The sequence below is a fragment of the Mongoliitalea daihaiensis genome (assembly GCF_021596945.1).
GTDB classification, from domain to species: Bacteria; Bacteroidota; Bacteroidia; order Cytophagales; family Cyclobacteriaceae; genus Mongoliitalea; species Mongoliitalea daihaiensis.
This window is the reverse complement of the sequence record NZ_CP063779.1, coordinates 3,662,836-3,679,791: the sequence shown is the minus strand read 5'-3', so window position 1 is coordinate 3,679,791 and position 16,956 is coordinate 3,662,836. Positions and strand designations below refer to the sequence as shown.

The window sequence follows — 16,956 nt, the reverse complement described above, 5'->3', positions numbered from 1 at the left end:
TCCTTTCCGTGTAGGGGTGGTTTTTGGGTGGTTTGGGCATATGGATGTTGTATGCCAGCGAATACTAAAGCAAAGGAAATGATAAGAAATTTGTTCCACATAAAACTTTCAATTAAGCATCAGTTGATTACCGATGGGTTCAAAATCTTCAAATTGACTGTTATAATGAGTGAAAATACTATACAAGGCTGAAGGCTCTTTGAAGTTGATTTTATTTTTTTGAATGAATTCAGCGATCATATCCGATTGTTCACCAAAGATTTCCAAGAATTGTTTTTTCTTTTTTGGAATGATGAAGATGTTTTTACCTACTGCGTAATAATATTGATTTCTCTTGACGATTTTATCATCTCTTTCACCAACCATCAAAGCTTCGTTATAATTGGATTCTCGGATGGTAGCAATGGTACGTCGCAGCAGTGGCTTCTTCCCATCCACCAACACTTCAAAAAAACCTGATATAGGGGAGCCCTCATCTTTAAAATCCATTCCATTTACAAAAAATCGTGGGATATTGAACTCATTGTCTACCCATACCAGATTTTGAATGCGTAAACCTGGAATGGTGCTGATTTCGTCTGAATCTTCTGCTCGGATCTCAAAATTATTGGAATTGATTTGATAGCGTACCAAATATCCTTCAATCACTTCGGCATTTTTATACAGGAGAATAGAGGCCTTATTCCAATTCCCATCTAGGTAGTAGTCTCCAATTAATTGCTTGGGTTCAGGTGGGATACCAAAAACGGAATTTCCACCTACTAGATTCGGCCTTGTAGCGAATAGCTGTGCTACATTTGTCGCCCGTATAGTTTTTTGCAAAACATCACCTGACTTTTCTTCTCTGCCATAAGGATATAGAAAGATGGTTCCCAAGTCTAGGTCATTTTTAACATTAATTTGATTGAGATAAGTTTCGAATCCTGGAACCATGATTTGCATGACAAACTTTCCTGCGAAGACATTCGTGATTTCAAATTTACCAGATTCTCTACTGACCGCATAGAATGCAGTCTCTCGGATAGTAACTGTTGCATTGCTAATAGGATCTTCGGTAAGCCCATTTTTGAGGGTACCGGAAATCACAAAATTTTGAGCATATGATAAAATGGGAGAGTATAGCAAGCAAATAGTTAAAAATAATGTACCTTGTAAACGTATTAGAGTATTCATCGGCAAGTCGGTAATTTTATTTAGTAAAATCAAAATATCAGTAATTGTTTTGTATTAAATCAGTTCAGGCGTATTTTTATCAGTAATATAAGTATTGATTTGCAAAATCATTTAAAAATTGGGATTTCATCAGTTTAATTTTGACTCCAGCCTTCAAGAAGGACTGGATGCTATGGGCTTTGACAAGCCAACACCTATTCAAGAAGCAGCCATTCCTGTCATTCAGGAAGGTAAAGATTTAATTGCTTGTGCACAAACAGGTACCGGAAAAACAGCCGCTTTTATTTTACCAGTTATTGACAAAATAGTTAAATCGGGCAAAAGTTCGCTCAACACCTTGGTATTAGCCCCTACGAGAGAGCTAGCCATTCAAATTGACCAACAAATACAAGGCTTCACTTATTTTGCAGGGATCAGTTCGATCCCGATTTATGGGGGAGGAGATGGTATTGCTTGGGAACAGCAGAAAAAGGCGATGGAAATGGGTGCCGAAATCATTGTCGCAACCCCTGGTAGACTCATCGCATTATTGCAGGGAAAAAAAATCGATTTATCCTCTTTAGAGCATTTGATATTGGATGAGGCAGACCGAATGATGGATATGGGATTTTCAGATGATATCCTAACCATCATCAACTACCTTCCCAAAGAAAGGCAGACAATTTTGTTTTCTGCTACGATGCCTTCCAAAATCAGATCATTTTCAAAGCAAATCTTGCAAAGCCCAGAAGAAATCAGTTTAGCATTAGGCAAAACAGCAGCCGGTGTTACGCAAAAAGTCTTTGCGGTGTACGATGGCCAGAAAGAAGCATTGATACGATCTATTCTGACTAGTAAGGATTACGAAGCTGTGATCATTTTTGCCTCAACCAAGGAAAAAGTCAAAAGCTTACATAAACTCCTTCGCAAAGACTTTGAAGTTGAAGCATTCCATTCTGACTTGGAGCAAGTTGAGCGTGAGCAGATCATGTCGCGCTTCAAAAACAGACAATTGAAGATACTGATTGGTACAGATATTATCTCTCGGGGAATTGATGTGGTCGGGATTGAATTGGTAGTTAATTTTGATACACCCAATGATCCGGAAGATTATGTGCATCGAGTAGGTCGAACTGCCCGTGCTGATTCCAAAGGAGAGGCCATTACTTTTGTATCGGATAAGGATGCATATAAATATTTCCGAATCGAACAACTGATTGGAATGGAAATAGAAAAATGCGCACTACCAGAAGGTTTTGACGCAGGACCAGAATTAAGAACAAGGACGAAGGGTAGCTCAACACCTCAAAAAGGCGGTAAAAAACCATTCAAAAAGAAAGACAATAGACCTAAAGGAAATAACCGACCAAAAGGAGAAGAACAAAAAGGAGAACGACCAAAAGGAAACCGACCAAAACACTCCTCATCAGAAGCTAAATCAATTTCAGATTCAAGAATTCCTACTCAGGAACCTTCAAATTCAACAATTGGAAAACAAACTGAGAGCAAGCCTTCCAAATCATCTAAATTTAGAGAGCGAAAAAATATTGATTCCTGAGATTACCAAGGGTTGGTGCGGGTAATTGTAACTTCACTAACCCTGCTTAAGGCATTTAAGCGAAGGATAATTTTTAATGGCTCTTCATTTTGCTTGACGAATTGTTCGCATTCAGGACCTGGTTCAGCGAAATAAATAAAAAAAGATTGAGATCGATCCGCCAGTTCTACTTGATCGGGTCTTCCCAAGGTTTTCATCAATGCTTGGTTATCCTTTCCCAATAATTCGTCCTTCAGTGGTCTAAAAGTATCTAAAGCTGCCAACCGATCTCCTTTGCAGCCTCCTCTATCATTTTTCCAAGCTTCAAAGTCGATACCTTCGATTTCTACTTTGGAGGAGCAAGCAAATGAAAACGTTAAGAATGATAATAGGATCAGTACAAATGCTAGGGAATCAAATCGATTTTTCATGGGTGTAAATTTCTTCACAAAAGTAAGGGAATATCTTAAATAACTTCATTCCATCAACTCATGCTAGTGCTTGAAAGTTTTTAATGGTAAGAAAGAATTAAATGATGGATTACTTGCCAATGATTCTCGCGAAAGAAAAGTGTATGAGAAGAATAGAGCTTAGTCGAGAAAGGGAGTAATTCTTTAAGTTTTTCTTCTGTTCATAGATCTTTACATTTCAGTCAATTGCAAGTAAAATGTTTGACAATATCTGCCACAATTTTTTCAAAGCAGGAAACATAAAGCCTCCAATATCCTTTTAATAGCTATATTAGCAGGCTAAAATTGTGCAGTATGTATATTCGATTTGGAAAAGTATTTCATGGATTGACGATCCTTTTATTCCTCTTTATTTTCTTGTATTTCTATGCAGCGCTCTCGGATAGAATCGCTTATGCTGTAGATGAAGACGGAGGCTGGCTAAAAACCATCACCAAAGGGACTTTCTTTTATACAGGGTTAATCATATTTGGTGTTCTAAATGTGCTCTTAGCAGTTCCGGGTAAATTGATAGAAAATGGGAGTATATCAAGTCTAAAGCGTTTATTTCCAGTAGGTGATATTTTTAGAGAATATATCCTGCTTTGGATCTACAGCTTCATTGGCGTTATCAACCTTGCCTTATCTATTTTGACTTTGTTTGTACATAGTATCAATAATCAAAATGAAATTTCAACTGATAGCTTTAGTTTTTTCTTTTACATGGTCCCAATTTTATTTTTGATTTGGGTTTTGGCACTTTTTTGGATTTTATTCAAGAAGTTTCAAGAAATTAAAGAAAATTCACCTTCACTATAAATAATACTCAAAAAGCGCATGGCGGAAAACGTACAATATACCGAAGATAGCATCCGATCCCTTGATTGGCGAGAACACATTCGCCTGAGGCCCGGTATGTATATTGGGAAATTAGGGGATGGTAGTGCCCAAGATGATGGTATCTATGTATTGGTGAAAGAAGTGCTTGATAACTCCATTGATGAGCACATGATGGGGCACGGCCGGACTATTGATATCAAAATTTCCGAGCATCGAGTAGAGGTAAGAGATTATGGGCGGGGAATACCGCTTGGGAAAGTCATTGATTGTGTTTCGAAAATCAATACAGGTGGTAAGTACGATTCCGGCGCTTTCCAAAAATCCGTAGGACTCAATGGTGTCGGTACAAAAGCTGTAAATGCATTATCAGATTATTTTAAAGTTCAATCCTATCGTGAAGGGCAGTCAAAAGTTGCCGAATTTGAAAGAGGTATCCTGACACATGAAGAGTTGATTGAAAAAACCTCAGAACGTAACGGAACCAAAGTGGTCTTCAAACCAGACGCGAGTATTTTTAAAAATTACCACTTCATTCCAGAGTATCTCGAGAATCAAATATGGAATTATGCATTTTTGAATGCAGGGTTGACCATCAATTACAATGGTAAAAAATTCTTCTCTGAAAGAGGTTTGTATGATTTGCTAAACCGAAAAGTTGATGAGGATTCTACCAGATATCCTATCATACATTTGAAAGGAACAGATATTGAATTAGCTTTGACGCATGCCAATCAGTATGGGGAAGAATACTATTCCTTCGTCAATGGTCAATATACCACACAAGGAGGGACACACTTGGCTGCATTTAGAGAGGCCATTGTCAAAACGCTTCGAGAGTTTTTCAAAAAGGATTACGATGCTTCTGATATCCGTCAGTCTATTGTGGCTGCTATTGCCGTACGGGTACAAGAACCTGTTTTTGAATCCCAAACAAAGACAAAGTTGGGTTCCCAGTCAGTCGGTCCAGACGGTCCAACCTTGCGAACTTTTGTCAATGACTTTGTAAAGACAGAGTTAGATAATTTTCTGCATAAAAATCCAGCCGTGGCAGATGCTATTTTAAAGCGGATTTTGCAATCTGAGCGAGAACGAAAAGAAATTTCTGGAATTAAAAAATTGGCAAACGAACGTGCCAAAAAAGCAAATCTTCACAATAAAAAGCTAAGAGACTGTCGTCTACATTACGACGATACCAAAGGAGATGAAGAGTTGAAAAATAATACCATGCTTTTCCTTACCGAGGGTGACTCTGCATCTGGTTCGATTACCAAATCTAGAAATGTGCAAACTCAGGCAGTTTTTTCTTTGCGTGGAAAACCACTCAACTGTTATGGAATGACCAAAAAAGTGGTCTATGAAAACGAAGAGTTCAACTTATTACAGCATGCCTTAAATATTGAGGACGGTATTGAAGGATTGCGCTATCGGAAGATTGTCATCGCAACAGATGCTGATGTGGATGGTATGCACATTCGATTGCTGATCATGACTTATTTCCTTCAATTCTTCCCAGATTTGGTAAGAAATGGGCATTTGTTCATTTTGGATACTCCACTCTTCAGGGTTCGAAACAAAAAAGAGACTATCTATTGTTATACCGACGAAGAACGACAGCGTGCCATTCATAAGGTGGGGAAATCAGCCGAAATTACTCGATTCAAAGGATTGGGAGAAATTTCGCCGGAGGAATTCGGTACTTTTATTGGTGAGGAAATCCGGCTAGATCCCATTATTCTCAACAAGGAAACAAAAATTGCCGACTTGTTGAGTTTTTACATGGGAAAAAATACACCTGACCGCCAAAACTTTATCATCGATAACTTAAAGATTGAAAAAGACCTTGTCTTTGATGATCCTTCCAAAAAAACAGAGGAAGAATCAGAGGCTGCTTAACAGGCACGTAGGTTCTTTTAATCAATTCAAACAGTTTATATAAGCATGAGCGATAATACTACAAATAACCCAAACGAAGAAGACGAACGCTTACATGAAACCGTCCCTGTAACAGGAATGTACAAAGACTGGTTTTTAGATTATGCTTCCTATGTGATTTTGGAGCGAGCTGTCCCCGCCATCGAAGATGGTCTAAAACCTGTGCAGCGAAGAATTCTTCATGCCATGAAGGAAATGGATGATGGACGCTTCAATAAAGTAGCCAACATCATCGGGCAATCCATGCAATATCACCCCCATGGAGACGCTTCTATTGGTGATGCTATTGTCAATTTGGGTCAGAAAGATATATTGATTGAAACTCAAGGCAACTGGGGAGATATTCGTACTGGTGATGGGGCGGCAGCTTCCCGTTACATTGAAGCACGTCTTTCCAAATTTGCTCTAGAAGTTGTCTTCAATCCTCAGACCACAGATTGGCAACTTTCCTACGATGGAAGAAAGCGTGAACCGGTCACCTTACCAGTTAAATTTCCATTACTCCTCGCGCAAGGTGTTGAAGGAATTGCAGTTGGTTTATCTACTAAAATTCTTCCTCACAATTTCATCGAATTGATTCATGGCTCCATAGCTATTTTAAAAGGTGAACGAACAAATATTTTACCTGATTTTCCTACTGGAGGTTTAGCAGATTTTTCTGAATACCATGAAGGTCTCAGAGGTGGAAAAGTTAAAGTTAGAGCAAGGATTGAAGAGGAAGATAATAAAACGCTTTTAATCAAGGATATACCGTTCGGTACAACTACAAACTCTTTGATCGATTCGATCATCAAAGCTAACGATAAGGGTAAAATCAAGATCAAAAAGGTGGTGGATAATACCGCCAAAGATGTAGAAATCCAAATCCAGTTGGCACCAGGTCAATCTCCTGATATGACAATCGATGCATTGTATGCATTTACGGACTGTGAGGTAAGTATTTCTCCAAATGCTTGTGTGATCATTGAAGATAAGCCTGTATTTCTTTCAGTGAATGATATTCTTGCTTATAATACCAAGCAGACTAGGCATTTATTGAAGCGAGAACTGGAAATCCGAAAGGCTGAATTGATGGAGAAACTTTTGTTTTCTTCTTTGGAAAAGATCTTCATTGAAAACAGGATTTATCGGGATATTGAGGAATGTGAAACTTGGGAGTCTGTGATTGAAACTATTGATAGAGGATTGGATCCGTTCAAACCTGACTTTTATCGAGAGATTACTACAGATGATATCTTACGATTGACAGAAATCAAAATTAAGCGTATCTCTAAGTTCGACACCTTCAAGGCAGATGAGTTGATGCGCAAATTGCAAGAAGAGTTGAAAGAGGTCAATTACAACTTGAAGCATTTGACAGAGTATGCAATCAAATACTATGAAAACCTTCTGACAAAATATGGTAAAGGGAGAGAGCGGAAGACTGAGATCAGAATATTCGATCAGATTGAAGCGACGGTTGTTGCAGCCAATAATGCAAAGCTATATGTCAATCGAACGGATGGATTTGTTGGTTTTGGCTTAAAGAAAGATGAGTTTGTATGTGATTGCTCTGACCTGGATGATATCATTGTTTTCCGAAGGGATGGAAAATGTGTGGTGACCAAAATTCAGGAGAAGGGCTTCGTAGGAAAGGATATCATCCATGTGGCTGTCTTCAGAAAAGGAGACGAGCGAATGGTGTTTAACCTGATCTACTTAGATGGTGCAAGCGGTAGAGCTATGGTCAAGCGTTTTCAGGTATTAGCAGTTACTCGTGATCGTGAATATGATTTGACAAAGGGAACTAAAGGTTCCAAAGTACTTTACATGACTGCAAATGCCAATGGGGAAGCAGAGATTGTGACGATTTATTTAACGCAAGGAGCAAAAGCCAAAATAAAAGTATTTGATTTTGACTTTAGTTCAATAGAAATCAAAGGGCGAGCAGCAGGCGGAAATATTTTAACTAAGTATCCTATCCGCAAAATCCAGCTAAAAATGCAGGGAGTCTCCACATTGGGTGGTTTGGATATATATTATGACGGTTCGGTTGGACGTTTGAATACAGATCAACGTGGGAAAAAAATTGGTAATTTCTTAGGGGATGATCGTATTTTAGTTTTCTATAAGTCAGGTGATTATGAGTTGACTACATTTGAATTGACCAATCGCTATGAATCTTCCGATGTTCTTTTAATTGAAAAGTTTGTCCCAAATCAAGTTATTTCCTGTATTTACTACGATGGTGGTAGCAAAACTTTTTTTGTGAAACGTTTCCTGATTGAGACTACTACAATCAATAAGAAGTTTTCTGTAGTTTCTGATCATCGCCAATCGTATCTTAAAATAGTATCTACGGCAAAGCAACCACAGGTAAAAGTTCAATTGAAGAAAGGAACTGAAACAGAAGAAACAGAGTATGATTTGGATATGTTGATCGACGTAAAAGGTTGGAAGGCTATTGGGAATAAACTTTCATCTCATCAGATACAAGATATTCAACTTTTGCATGGGATCGTTGAAGAAGAGATAGTTCCCGAAGAAGCAGAAAATGAACAATCAACAGATGGGACAACAGACGATGCTTACGATGTTGGATCTACGGTTGAATTCAAAGTAAAAAAAGATGATGAAGAGCAGTTAGGTCTATTTTAGACCTTGCTTGCTATAAATTGAAGAATGTTGACTATTGAATTCGAAAAAAACAGCTACAGAAAAAGTTAATAATCTGTATGGTATAACTTCCTTGAGAATTCATCGACTTCTTAAACATATTCTTCATTAAAAGGGTGGCATTAGTTTAGTTAACGCCGCCCTTTTAATGTTATGAAGAAATATACGTCGAGTCATTTTATAGTAGTAACTCAAATCCATGTTTACCTACTTCCATTTTCATCCTTTTTATGGAACTTTATAAATGAAGGCATTTACATTCATACCAGCGCCTACAGAAGCAAAAACAAGGTTGTCTCCAGATTTGATTTCTTGTCCTTCCAATTCTTTCCGAATAATCATATCATAGAGAACAGGCACTGTTGCCACAGAGTTATTGCCCATTTTAGCAATAATCATTGGCATAACTTCTTTGGGCCATTCTTTTATATCAAATAGTTTGAAGGTTCGATCCAAGATAGCCGCATCCATTTTGGCATTGGCTTGATGAATCAAAACTTTAGATATATCGCTGATATGAAGCCCTGCTTTTTCAATAGTTTCTTTGACTAGCGTAGGTACGGTGCTAATTGCATATTCATATAATTTCCGACCATTCATTTTTATGAAAAGGGTGTCATCCGGAAAATCGGCAGAATAGGAGACCCCCATATTCAATAAATGTGCATGATTGAGTGTATCGGTTCTTGTTTTATGAGCTAAAATTCCAACAGATTCATTGGTTTCAAGACCTTCTACCACAACTGCTCCAGCTCCATCGGAATAAATCATGGCATCTATGTCATGAGGGTCTGCGATTCTGGAAAGATTTTCAGTTCCAATGACTAAAGCACGCTTTGCATCCCCTGATTTGATAAAATAATCTGCATGGATCATCCCTTGTACCCAGCCAGGACAACCAAATGGGAGATCATATGCCACGCAGTCTGGATTCTCAATTTGAAGTAAATGCTTAATTCTAGAAGCTAATGTAGGTACCATATCTACTTTTCGATTATGGTCTTGAAGGTCTCCAAAATTGTGTGCAACAATGATATAATCCAGGCTTTCTTTATCTATGCCTGCATTGGTAATTGCTTGTTCAGCAGCAAAAAAGCCCATATCCGAAGTGTTGAGGTGTGCTGGTAAATACCTTCTCTCCTCGATTTCAGTAATTTCTTGGAGTTTATTAATAATATCCTTAGTTGCTTTCGGGATTTTTTCTCCTTTGTCATTGAAAAATTCATTGGTTAAAAATTCTTCATTTTTAATAATCAATTCAGGTAGATATCTTCCCGAACCGATGATGACTGTTTTAATCGGCATAAATTATTAATACTTTGATGATTTTTATAGCTTTGTAAGGTACATATAAATGCTAAAAGAATTATGCATTTTATGATTAATTAATCTCAAAACTGGGAATTTAACAATGAATGAACGGATTTATGCGAAATAAAATATTAATAATTCTTCTTTTTTCGAAATTATTTGGTAGCAATGCCTTTTCACAAAACACACAACAATATGATATTTCAATTGCGGGAATTTCTATAGGTGAAATGACCGCTGAAAAAAAAGCTGTGGGTGAGGAGATTCATTATGAAATCAAAAGCAATGTGAGTTTTTGGTTTTTTGGGAAAATCAATTTGGATTATCTGACGCAGTCTGTTTATAAAAATAAGCAGCTGATGCGAGCTGATGTAAGGTCTTCAACTAACAAAGGTGATTTTCAAAGTACTATTCGTTGGAATTCAAGTAAATACGATATTCAAGCATCAAATTATAAATTTGACCAAGAAACTACTTATGATAAGCCCCTGTATTACAGTTCTGTTTCATTCTTTTTTGAAGAACCTTTGCAAGTAAAAGAGTTTATTGCAGAGTCTTATGGAATTATCAGTCCAATAAAGAAAATTAAAGATTATTACGAAGTTGAGGTAAATGGAAATACAAATCGATATTATTTTGTTGATGGGAAATTAGATAAAGCTGTGATGGAGTTTCCTGTAAAAAACTATGTAATTAAGAAGAAGTGACATAAAAAAAAGCTCTCAATTGAGAGCCTCTTTCTAATATCGAAAATACCTATGAAGAAAATTTTACTTTGACAAAGGTATGATTGTAAAATCGTTGATTGATTATCTCCATGTTAAGCTTGTATTGTCTTTGGTTCATTTGGATTTGATAGGATAAACTAGAAGGTAGATGCATGCATGTTTCAACTTTTGGTTCTAAAATCTAGATGAGTTGGACTGCGTTAGTTAAATTCTACTTTTTTTTCGAGCACAATTTATGTTTACCTTACAACTTCGAGTTGTCAATTACCTTTCATTAATTCCAAATTATTCAAAATATTCATGGCGGCAAGGCTCATAGCTTTGACACCGGTTTTTATCGTTGGTTCTGGAATAGGGGCAAAGTAAGGGCTATGAAGTCCGGGGATTTCAAGACCTTCTTTTGTTGCTTTTTCTAGGAAAGTGGAGTTATTGGCACCTAAGTAAAACATGCTGATGGGGATCTTTCTATCAGCTAAACCGTACCGGCTAAAATCCTCTCCAATCATCTGTGCCTGTACTTCTACTACATTTTCCTCTCCCAAACTATTTTTAAAAACTTCAATCATTTGATTAGTAAGCTTTACATCATTGATCAAAGCTGGAGTATGGGGCTCTCGTATCCAATATTTAGGCATTTTGTCTTCTGACAATCCAGCAGAACGGGCGATATTCTCAGAAATCCGCTTCACACTGCTAATCATTTCTTCCCGAACACTCGGGGAGTATGACCGAAGTGTCAGTTGCATGTCAACTTTATCAGGTATAATGTTATGGATAGTACCCCCATGAATTGATCCAACTGTTACAACTGCAGGATCTGTTGGAGCTATTCTTCTGCTCACAATGGTTTGGTAAGCCTGTATCATCTGAGCACTAAGGACGATTGGGTCAATTCCTGTATGCGGAGCTGCGCCGTGAGCCCCTTCTCCATAAACTGTCACGTTCATCATATCTACACCTGCCATGAGAGCACCTATTTTATGACCCACTTTGCCAGCTGGTAGAAAAGGGTCGTCATGGAGGGCTATGGCAAAGTCAGGATGAGGGAAGCGTTCATATAAGCCGTCATTCAACATGTTCCATGCGCCCATACCATTCTCCTCAGCTGGCTGGGCTACCAGCAGTAAGGTTCCTCTCCAAGAACCTCTATACTCCATCATTGTCTTTGCTGTTCCTACAAATACAGACATGTGAATATCATGGCCGCAGGAATGCGTGACAAAGGTTTCTTTTCCATCATTGCCAATAGCTTTTTTGGTAGAAGCATAGGGCAGGCCTGTTTTCTCTTCCATGGGCAAAGCGTCCATGTCTGTTCGGATCAAAAGGGTAGGACCTACACCGTTTTTGAAAACACCAACGACTCCATACCCACCAATACCCTCTGTGACTTCATAGCCTAAAGCTCGAAGTTCTTGAGCCATTCGTGCAGATGTTTCTTTTTCCTGTAGGGACAACTCTGGGTTTTGGTGCAAATGCTTATACAAGGCATCCAAGGATGGATAAATTGTATCGATAAACTTATCAATTGTTTGGGAGTGAATAGTAGGGGAAAGTAAGGATAAGGTCATAAGTACTAGAATCGTTGAGAAAAACTTCTTCATAGATGTTTGATTTAAAGCATAAAGTAAGCAAAATTGCTTTATAAATGCAGATATGTTTTAATTTCACGGTTGAATTTTGATATCAAAGCCAGCTAATGCCTTTAATCCACCAATCTTCTTATGCCAACTATCCCAAATGGCTTTTCAATGGACATTTGGAAACCATTGTTCCCAGTATTTTTAGAAAAATCGAAGGAGTCAACTATTTCAGAGAGCGAATCAGTACACCTGATGAGGACTTTTTGGATTTGGATTGGTCAAGGGTTGGTTCGGATAGCTTGTTGGTTATTTCCCATGGCTTGGAAGGGAGTTCAGAGCGACATTATGCCAAAGCATTAGCCAAATTATTTAATCAGCAGGGGATTGATGCTTTGGCCTGGAATAACCGCAGCTGTAGCGGTGAAATGAATAAAGGTCCTATTTTGTATCATCACGGCGCTACCTATGATTTGGATACGGTATTGCAGCATGTGGAAAATAAACATGCCTACCAATCGATTTATCTTGTTGGTATTTCCATGGGTGGAGCACAGACGCTAAAATACCTTGGTGAAAAAGGACTTGAACTGAATTCAAAAATCAAAAAAGCAGCGGTTTATTCTACGCCTTGTAATCTTCCAGACTCGGCCGCGACGCTTCGGTGGAAGAAAAATTCTTTTTACAAGAAGCGGTTTTTAGAGAAATTGAAAGCAAAGATGAAAGTGAAAGGCCAACAATATCCTGATTTGGTGGATTTGGAATTACTGGAGCAAGTCCAGGATTTTGATACCTTTGATACGCACTTTACAGCAAAACTCCATGGCTTTAAAGATGCCAATGATTTTTATCATGGAGTCAGTGCTGACCGACATATGCCAACTATTCAAATTCCTACCTTGATTATCAATGCACTCAATGATCCTTTGCTCTATGATCGGTGTTTTCCAGTAAAAATTGCAGAAAAGTCTACCAACATCTTCTTAGAAATGCCCAAACGTGGGGGCCATACAGGGTTTCAAGTAAAGGGTCAAGAGTTTACTTGGGCGGAGATGCGATTTTTGGATTTTTTGTTGAAAGATGCCCAGTAGAAGCTACATGATGAATGCATTCTTTTTGTTATCATATTCATGTTATTAAAAATTAGCAAGAAAGGGTAGCGTGGGTTGAAAAGAAAAAAAATGGCCTAACATTTGATATTAGATTCGTATAGGTTATGAACAGGCTGCAGAGAAAATATTGGGTAATTTGCTTGACCATTGGGGTCATCGTTCAGGCATTATGTATGCCCTATGTAGATCGTGCTGAGTTAGTGTCTTCTGACTTATCAGTCTCTTACTTGACTGATTATTCCATTGCAGAGCAGTACGATGGATTCATGCTCCAATCCAATACAGACCTAAGTATACCAAACGCTCAAGAAAAAGTAATTAATTCATCAGTAGCTTATGGTATTCAGTCATTTATATTCAAGCATGTAGCAAATCAGTTAGATATATGGTTTTTACTGAACAAGCATGTTGATTTACTTTTTGGTATTAAAGAACTCAAATTTCCCACACATTATTTTTGGTAAAGTCGTGCCTGCTGCAAAAGCTACAGGATTTTAGGATTAGTCATTCATTTGCTGTTTGGCATTCTTTCTTTTCGTTCTAAAAATCCCAATCATGTTTTTGCAAGTGGATGATTGATATTATTCAGATCTGCAGATCTCTGCAATCATAATGGATTTGTCTATGGATGAATCCTCTATCCCTTTATTATTCAAAATATTGGCTGTTCAACAGTCATAAAAATCGTACACTCATGTTTGACTTCGATAGTATTACCTTTCTTATTGCGGTAGTTAGTTTGATCGCATTTGCCATACCATTTATGATTTATTCCAATGAGGCTAGAAAACAAAGCGTTCAAAATGCAGCCAAGTTAGAAAGCTTCCTGCAATCTCAACACTTGCAAGTAGCAGCAAAAGAAATTTGGAGAGATCGCTATTTTCTAGGACTTGATTTGAACCAGGAAAAATTAGCCTACACCAAAGACATCAAAAATTTTGAGCCCACAGTGATTCATTTGTCAGAAATCAGTCACGTTTCGAGACAAGAGGTTTCTAGAGTGATTGGCACAGGCAAAAGTCAGCGCAAGGTGATTGATGCGTTATATCTTAATTTGTTTACAAGTTCCGGTATATTGTTGGTGTCTATAGAAATCTATGATGGAGAAGTGTTTTCGGATTTATCCGGCGAACCTGTTCTTCTCACAAAGTGGGAGAAATTATTGAAAGATCAGCTAGCAGTTACCAATAAAAAAGAAAACCTACACAAAGCGCAAAGTTCTGAGATTGTGTAAACCTATAAAACAAACATTCAGGGGAAAGAGCAAAAGTTCCCCTGAATTTTCCACTTCACTAAAACAATACATCATCCTACTATGGAAATATTTCTTGTCTCTGAAACCTGGATAGCATTAGCTACCCTCACATTCCTTGAGATTGTTCTCGGAGTGGATAACATCATCTTCATTTCCATCATCTCCAATAAGCTCCCCACGCATCAACAAGAAAAAGCCAGAATATTAGGTCTAGCTTTTGCAATGATATTTAGAATAGGCTTGCTATTAGGTATTTCTTACATCATCAAATTTAATGATCCATTAGTTGAGTTATTAGGATTCAGTTTGAGTGGTAAAGATTTGATTTTGGCTTTTGGAGGGCTCTTTTTACTCTTCAAATCCACTGTAGAAATTCACCACAAAATGGAGGGCAAAGCAGAAGAAGTCAAAGCCAATTCTTCCACTGGGCTTTCCAAGGTAATCTTCCAAATCATTTTATTGGATGTGATTTTCTCTTTCGATAGTATACTCACAGCAGTAGGCTTGGTGAAAGAGGTGCTTGTCATGATTATAGCTGTGATTATATCCATGGCAGTGATGATGCTATTTGCTGGAAAAATAAGCAAATTCATTAATAAGCATCCTACGCTTCAAATATTGGCTTTATCCTTTCTGATTTTGATAGGCTTCATGCTCTTGGTAGAAGGCTTGCATTTTGAAGTGCCTAAAGGATATATCTATTTTGCAGTTTTCTTCTCCTTAGGAGTAGAGTTGATCAATATGAGGTTGAGGAGGCATACCGAAGGAAAAACTGTTGCACTTAATCCTAGGATTAAGGAGAAGTAAATTTTCAATTACACATCACATAACTCAAAGCGGCAGGTTATTGCCGCTTTTTTGTTTTCATCTTAAATAACTTAGTTTCAAATTATTTCTACAAGGCATTTATGTAAGTGCAGTCCATAATTTTACGACTACCTAGTCCTGAAAATACATGACACTTTTTTATAGTTATTCTTGTATTTACAGGCCCCTAAAAATACATCACCAAAGCCTTCTACAATAGGCAGATACATCTATCGACTTTAGTTCGCGCTATCATATCTCACCCTTGATTCTCGCATCTCGCCTCTCGCATCCTGCTTGCAGCAGGCAAGTCTCGCAACTCGTCTCTCCCTCAAAATCTCTTCAACACCAAATCACTCACCGAATCTCCAATGGACAAGGAACTGGTAGCAGCGGGAGAAGGAGCATTCAAGACATTGATGGCTTTTTCATTCTCTCGGATGCAAAAATCATCTAACAAACCTCCAGTTTTATCACATGCTTGCGCACGGACGCCAGCACCTCCATCCACTAAATCAGACTCCTGAATATCCGGAATTAATTCTTGCAAGGCTGCGGTAAATGCTGCTTTGGAGAAAGAGCGATAAAGTTCTCCCATGCCAGTTTTCCAGTATTTAGCAGCTACTTTTTGGAATCCTGGCCAAGTCAATGTTTCGGATAGTTCTTTGATATTTACCGCAAATCGAGTATATCCCTCTCGTTTGAATGCTAATACGGCATTTGGACCAGCTTCTACACCTCCTTTTTTCATACGGGTAAAATGAACACCCAGGAAAGGGAAATTAGGATCCGGAACAGGGTAAATTAGGTTTTTGACCAAATACTCCCGCTCTTGTTTGATTTTGTAATACTCCCCTCGGAAAGGAATGATTTTGACATCCAAGGGCTCATCTTGAGTCATTTGGGCTATTTTATCGGAATACAAACCCGCACAATTGACGATCAATTTTCCTGCAAACTCCTGATGCTGGGTTTGTACATAGGATATCCCGTTAAGGGTTTTGATGCCTTTGACTGTTTTTTGGAGGAAAATTTCCCCTCCCAATTCTTCAAATTTGCTGGCATAGCGCTGGGCGACTACTTTGTAATCCACAATACCTGTCTGGGGCACATGGATTGCTGCTACACCTGCACAATAGGGTTCGTATTCCTTCAATTCATCCAAGCTTATTTTTTTCGTACCGACTAAACCATTTTGTAAAGCTCTGTCATACAGGCCATTCAATATAGATAGTTGTTCTTTTTTGGTAGCGACTACCACTTTCCCAGTGAGTTCAAATGGAATGCCCTCTTCTTTGCAAAAATTGACTAACTGATGGTAGCCATTGATGCAATTGACGGCCTTGAGCGAACCTGGTTTATAGTATAAGCCGGAATGGATTACACCAGAATTATTACCAGTCTGATGCTTAGCCACCTCATCCTCCTTGTCCAAAATGGCCACTGTTAAGGATGAATTTTTTTGCTTGATTTTCAACCCTGTTGCGAGTCCAACAATTCCCCCACCTATAATTATGATATCGTATGTCATGCCTATTAAGCTTTGAATGGCAAATATACGCTTGGAACAATAGAATATTTAGGGATAGGATAGGAGTTTT

The 16,956-nt window shown here is 38.1% G+C and carries 14 protein-coding genes; 9 read left to right on the top strand and 5 right to left on the bottom strand.

Annotated features, from left to right (window positions below):
- Positions 1-108: 108 nt before the first annotated feature.
- Positions 109-1,173 (bottom strand): carboxypeptidase-like regulatory domain-containing protein, encoded by a 1,065-nt coding sequence (locus IPZ59_RS15735; protein WP_236137001.1) that lies wholly within the window; start codon positions 1,171-1,173, stop codon positions 109-111.
- Positions 1,174-1,291: 118 nt separating this feature from the next.
- On the opposite strand from IPZ59_RS15735, the gene IPZ59_RS15730 reads away from it, so the two are divergent.
- Complete coding sequence (locus IPZ59_RS15730) at positions 1,292-2,710, top strand: DEAD/DEAH box helicase (protein WP_236137000.1); 1,419 nt, start codon at positions 1,292-1,294, stop codon at positions 2,708-2,710.
- A 2-nt stretch (positions 2,711-2,712) separates the two neighbouring features.
- Here the strand turns inward: IPZ59_RS15730 and IPZ59_RS15725 are convergent, their stop codons facing one another.
- Positions 2,713-3,120: a hypothetical protein gene (locus tag IPZ59_RS15725; protein ID WP_236136999.1), complete on the bottom strand. Its 408-nt coding sequence runs from the start codon at positions 3,118-3,120 to the stop codon at positions 2,713-2,715.
- Between the two features lie 333 nt (positions 3,121-3,453).
- On the opposite strand from IPZ59_RS15725, the gene IPZ59_RS15720 reads away from it, so the two are divergent.
- From IPZ59_RS15720 to IPZ59_RS15710, 3 genes are read left to right on the top strand one after another with little or no spacing between them, the layout of a single operon-like run.
- The gene (locus IPZ59_RS15720) at positions 3,454-3,957 is read left to right on the top strand and encodes a DNA topoisomerase IV (RefSeq protein ID WP_236136998.1); all 504 of its coding nucleotides are present in this window, start codon (positions 3,454-3,456) and stop codon (positions 3,955-3,957) included.
- Between the two features lie 18 nt (positions 3,958-3,975).
- Entirely contained in the window at positions 3,976-5,871 is a 1,896-nt protein-coding gene (locus IPZ59_RS15715; RefSeq protein ID WP_236136997.1) for a DNA topoisomerase IV subunit B, read from the top strand.
- Between the two features lie 45 nt (positions 5,872-5,916).
- On the top strand, positions 5,917-8,547 hold the full coding sequence (locus tag IPZ59_RS15710; protein WP_236136996.1) for a DNA gyrase/topoisomerase IV subunit A: 2,631 nt from the start codon (positions 5,917-5,919) through the stop codon (positions 8,545-8,547).
- Positions 8,548-8,793: 246 nt separating this feature from the next.
- On the opposite strand, the gene IPZ59_RS15705 is transcribed toward IPZ59_RS15710, so the two are convergent.
- On the bottom strand, positions 8,794-9,870 hold the full coding sequence (locus IPZ59_RS15705) for a 3-oxoacyl-ACP synthase III family protein (protein WP_236136995.1): 1,077 nt from the start codon (positions 9,868-9,870) through the stop codon (positions 8,794-8,796).
- 110 nt (positions 9,871-9,980) lie between these two features.
- Here IPZ59_RS15705 and IPZ59_RS15700 point away from each other — a divergent pair, with 110 nt between their 5' ends.
- Positions 9,981-10,583: a DUF6134 family protein gene (locus tag IPZ59_RS15700; protein WP_236136994.1), complete on the top strand. Its 603-nt coding sequence runs from the start codon at positions 9,981-9,983 to the stop codon at positions 10,581-10,583.
- Between the two features lie 281 nt (positions 10,584-10,864).
- On the opposite strand, the gene IPZ59_RS15695 is transcribed toward IPZ59_RS15700, so the two are convergent.
- The gene (locus tag IPZ59_RS15695; protein WP_236136993.1) at positions 10,865-12,205 is read right to left on the bottom strand and encodes an amidohydrolase; all 1,341 of its coding nucleotides are present in this window, start codon (positions 12,203-12,205) and stop codon (positions 10,865-10,867) included.
- Between the two features lie 95 nt (positions 12,206-12,300).
- Here IPZ59_RS15695 and IPZ59_RS15690 point away from each other — a divergent pair, with 95 nt between their 5' ends.
- The 4 genes from IPZ59_RS15690 to IPZ59_RS15675 all read left to right on the top strand — a co-directional run bounded on the left by IPZ59_RS15690 (position 12,301) and on the right by IPZ59_RS15675 (position 15,355).
- Complete coding sequence (locus IPZ59_RS15690) at positions 12,301-13,272, top strand: YheT family hydrolase (RefSeq protein ID WP_236136992.1); 972 nt, start codon at positions 12,301-12,303, stop codon at positions 13,270-13,272.
- A gap of 125 nt (positions 13,273-13,397) precedes the next feature.
- Complete coding sequence (locus IPZ59_RS15685) at positions 13,398-13,757, top strand: hypothetical protein (RefSeq protein ID WP_236136991.1); 360 nt, start codon at positions 13,398-13,400, stop codon at positions 13,755-13,757.
- Positions 13,758-13,987: 230 nt separating this feature from the next.
- Entirely contained in the window at positions 13,988-14,527 is a 540-nt protein-coding gene (locus tag IPZ59_RS15680) for a hypothetical protein (RefSeq protein ID WP_236136990.1), read from the top strand.
- 81 nt (positions 14,528-14,608) lie between these two features.
- Entirely contained in the window at positions 14,609-15,355 is a 747-nt protein-coding gene (locus IPZ59_RS15675) for a TerC family protein (protein ID WP_236136989.1), read from the top strand.
- Positions 15,356-15,686: 331 nt separating this feature from the next.
- Here the strand turns inward: IPZ59_RS15675 and lhgO are convergent, their stop codons facing one another.
- Positions 15,687-16,886: an L-2-hydroxyglutarate oxidase gene (gene lhgO / locus IPZ59_RS15670; protein ID WP_236136988.1), complete on the bottom strand. Its 1,200-nt coding sequence runs from the start codon at positions 16,884-16,886 to the stop codon at positions 15,687-15,689.
- Positions 16,887-16,956 lie beyond the last annotated feature (70 nt).

Excerpts from the sequence above, each read along its gene's own strand:
- IPZ59_RS15735 (WP_236137001.1), bottom strand. The coding sequence starts at position 1,173 with ATGAATACTCTAATACGTTTACAAGGTACATTATTTTTAACTATTTGC.
- IPZ59_RS15725 (WP_236136999.1), bottom strand. The coding sequence starts at position 3,120 with ATGAAAAATCGATTTGATTCCCTAGCATTTGTACTGATCCTATTATCA.
- IPZ59_RS15720 (WP_236136998.1), top strand. The coding sequence starts at position 3,454 with ATGTATATTCGATTTGGAAAAGTATTTCATGGATTGACGATCCTTTTA.
- IPZ59_RS15715 (WP_236136997.1), top strand. The coding sequence starts at position 3,976 with ATGGCGGAAAACGTACAATATACCGAAGATAGCATCCGATCCCTTGAT.
- IPZ59_RS15710 (WP_236136996.1), top strand. The coding sequence starts at position 5,917 with ATGAGCGATAATACTACAAATAACCCAAACGAAGAAGACGAACGCTTA.
- IPZ59_RS15705 (WP_236136995.1), bottom strand. The coding sequence starts at position 9,870 with ATGCCGATTAAAACAGTCATCATCGGTTCGGGAAGATATCTACCTGAA.
- IPZ59_RS15700 (WP_236136994.1), top strand. The coding sequence starts at position 9,981 with ATGAACGGATTTATGCGAAATAAAATATTAATAATTCTTCTTTTTTCG.
- IPZ59_RS15695 (WP_236136993.1), bottom strand. The coding sequence starts at position 12,205 with ATGAAGAAGTTTTTCTCAACGATTCTAGTACTTATGACCTTATCCTTA.
- IPZ59_RS15690 (WP_236136992.1), top strand. The coding sequence starts at position 12,301 with ATGCCTTTAATCCACCAATCTTCTTATGCCAACTATCCCAAATGGCTT.
- IPZ59_RS15685 (WP_236136991.1), top strand. The coding sequence starts at position 13,398 with ATGAACAGGCTGCAGAGAAAATATTGGGTAATTTGCTTGACCATTGGG.
- IPZ59_RS15680 (WP_236136990.1), top strand. The coding sequence starts at position 13,988 with ATGTTTGACTTCGATAGTATTACCTTTCTTATTGCGGTAGTTAGTTTG.
- IPZ59_RS15675 (WP_236136989.1), top strand. The coding sequence starts at position 14,609 with ATGGAAATATTTCTTGTCTCTGAAACCTGGATAGCATTAGCTACCCTC.
- lhgO (WP_236136988.1), bottom strand. The coding sequence starts at position 16,886 with ATGACATACGATATCATAATTATAGGTGGGGGAATTGTTGGACTCGCA.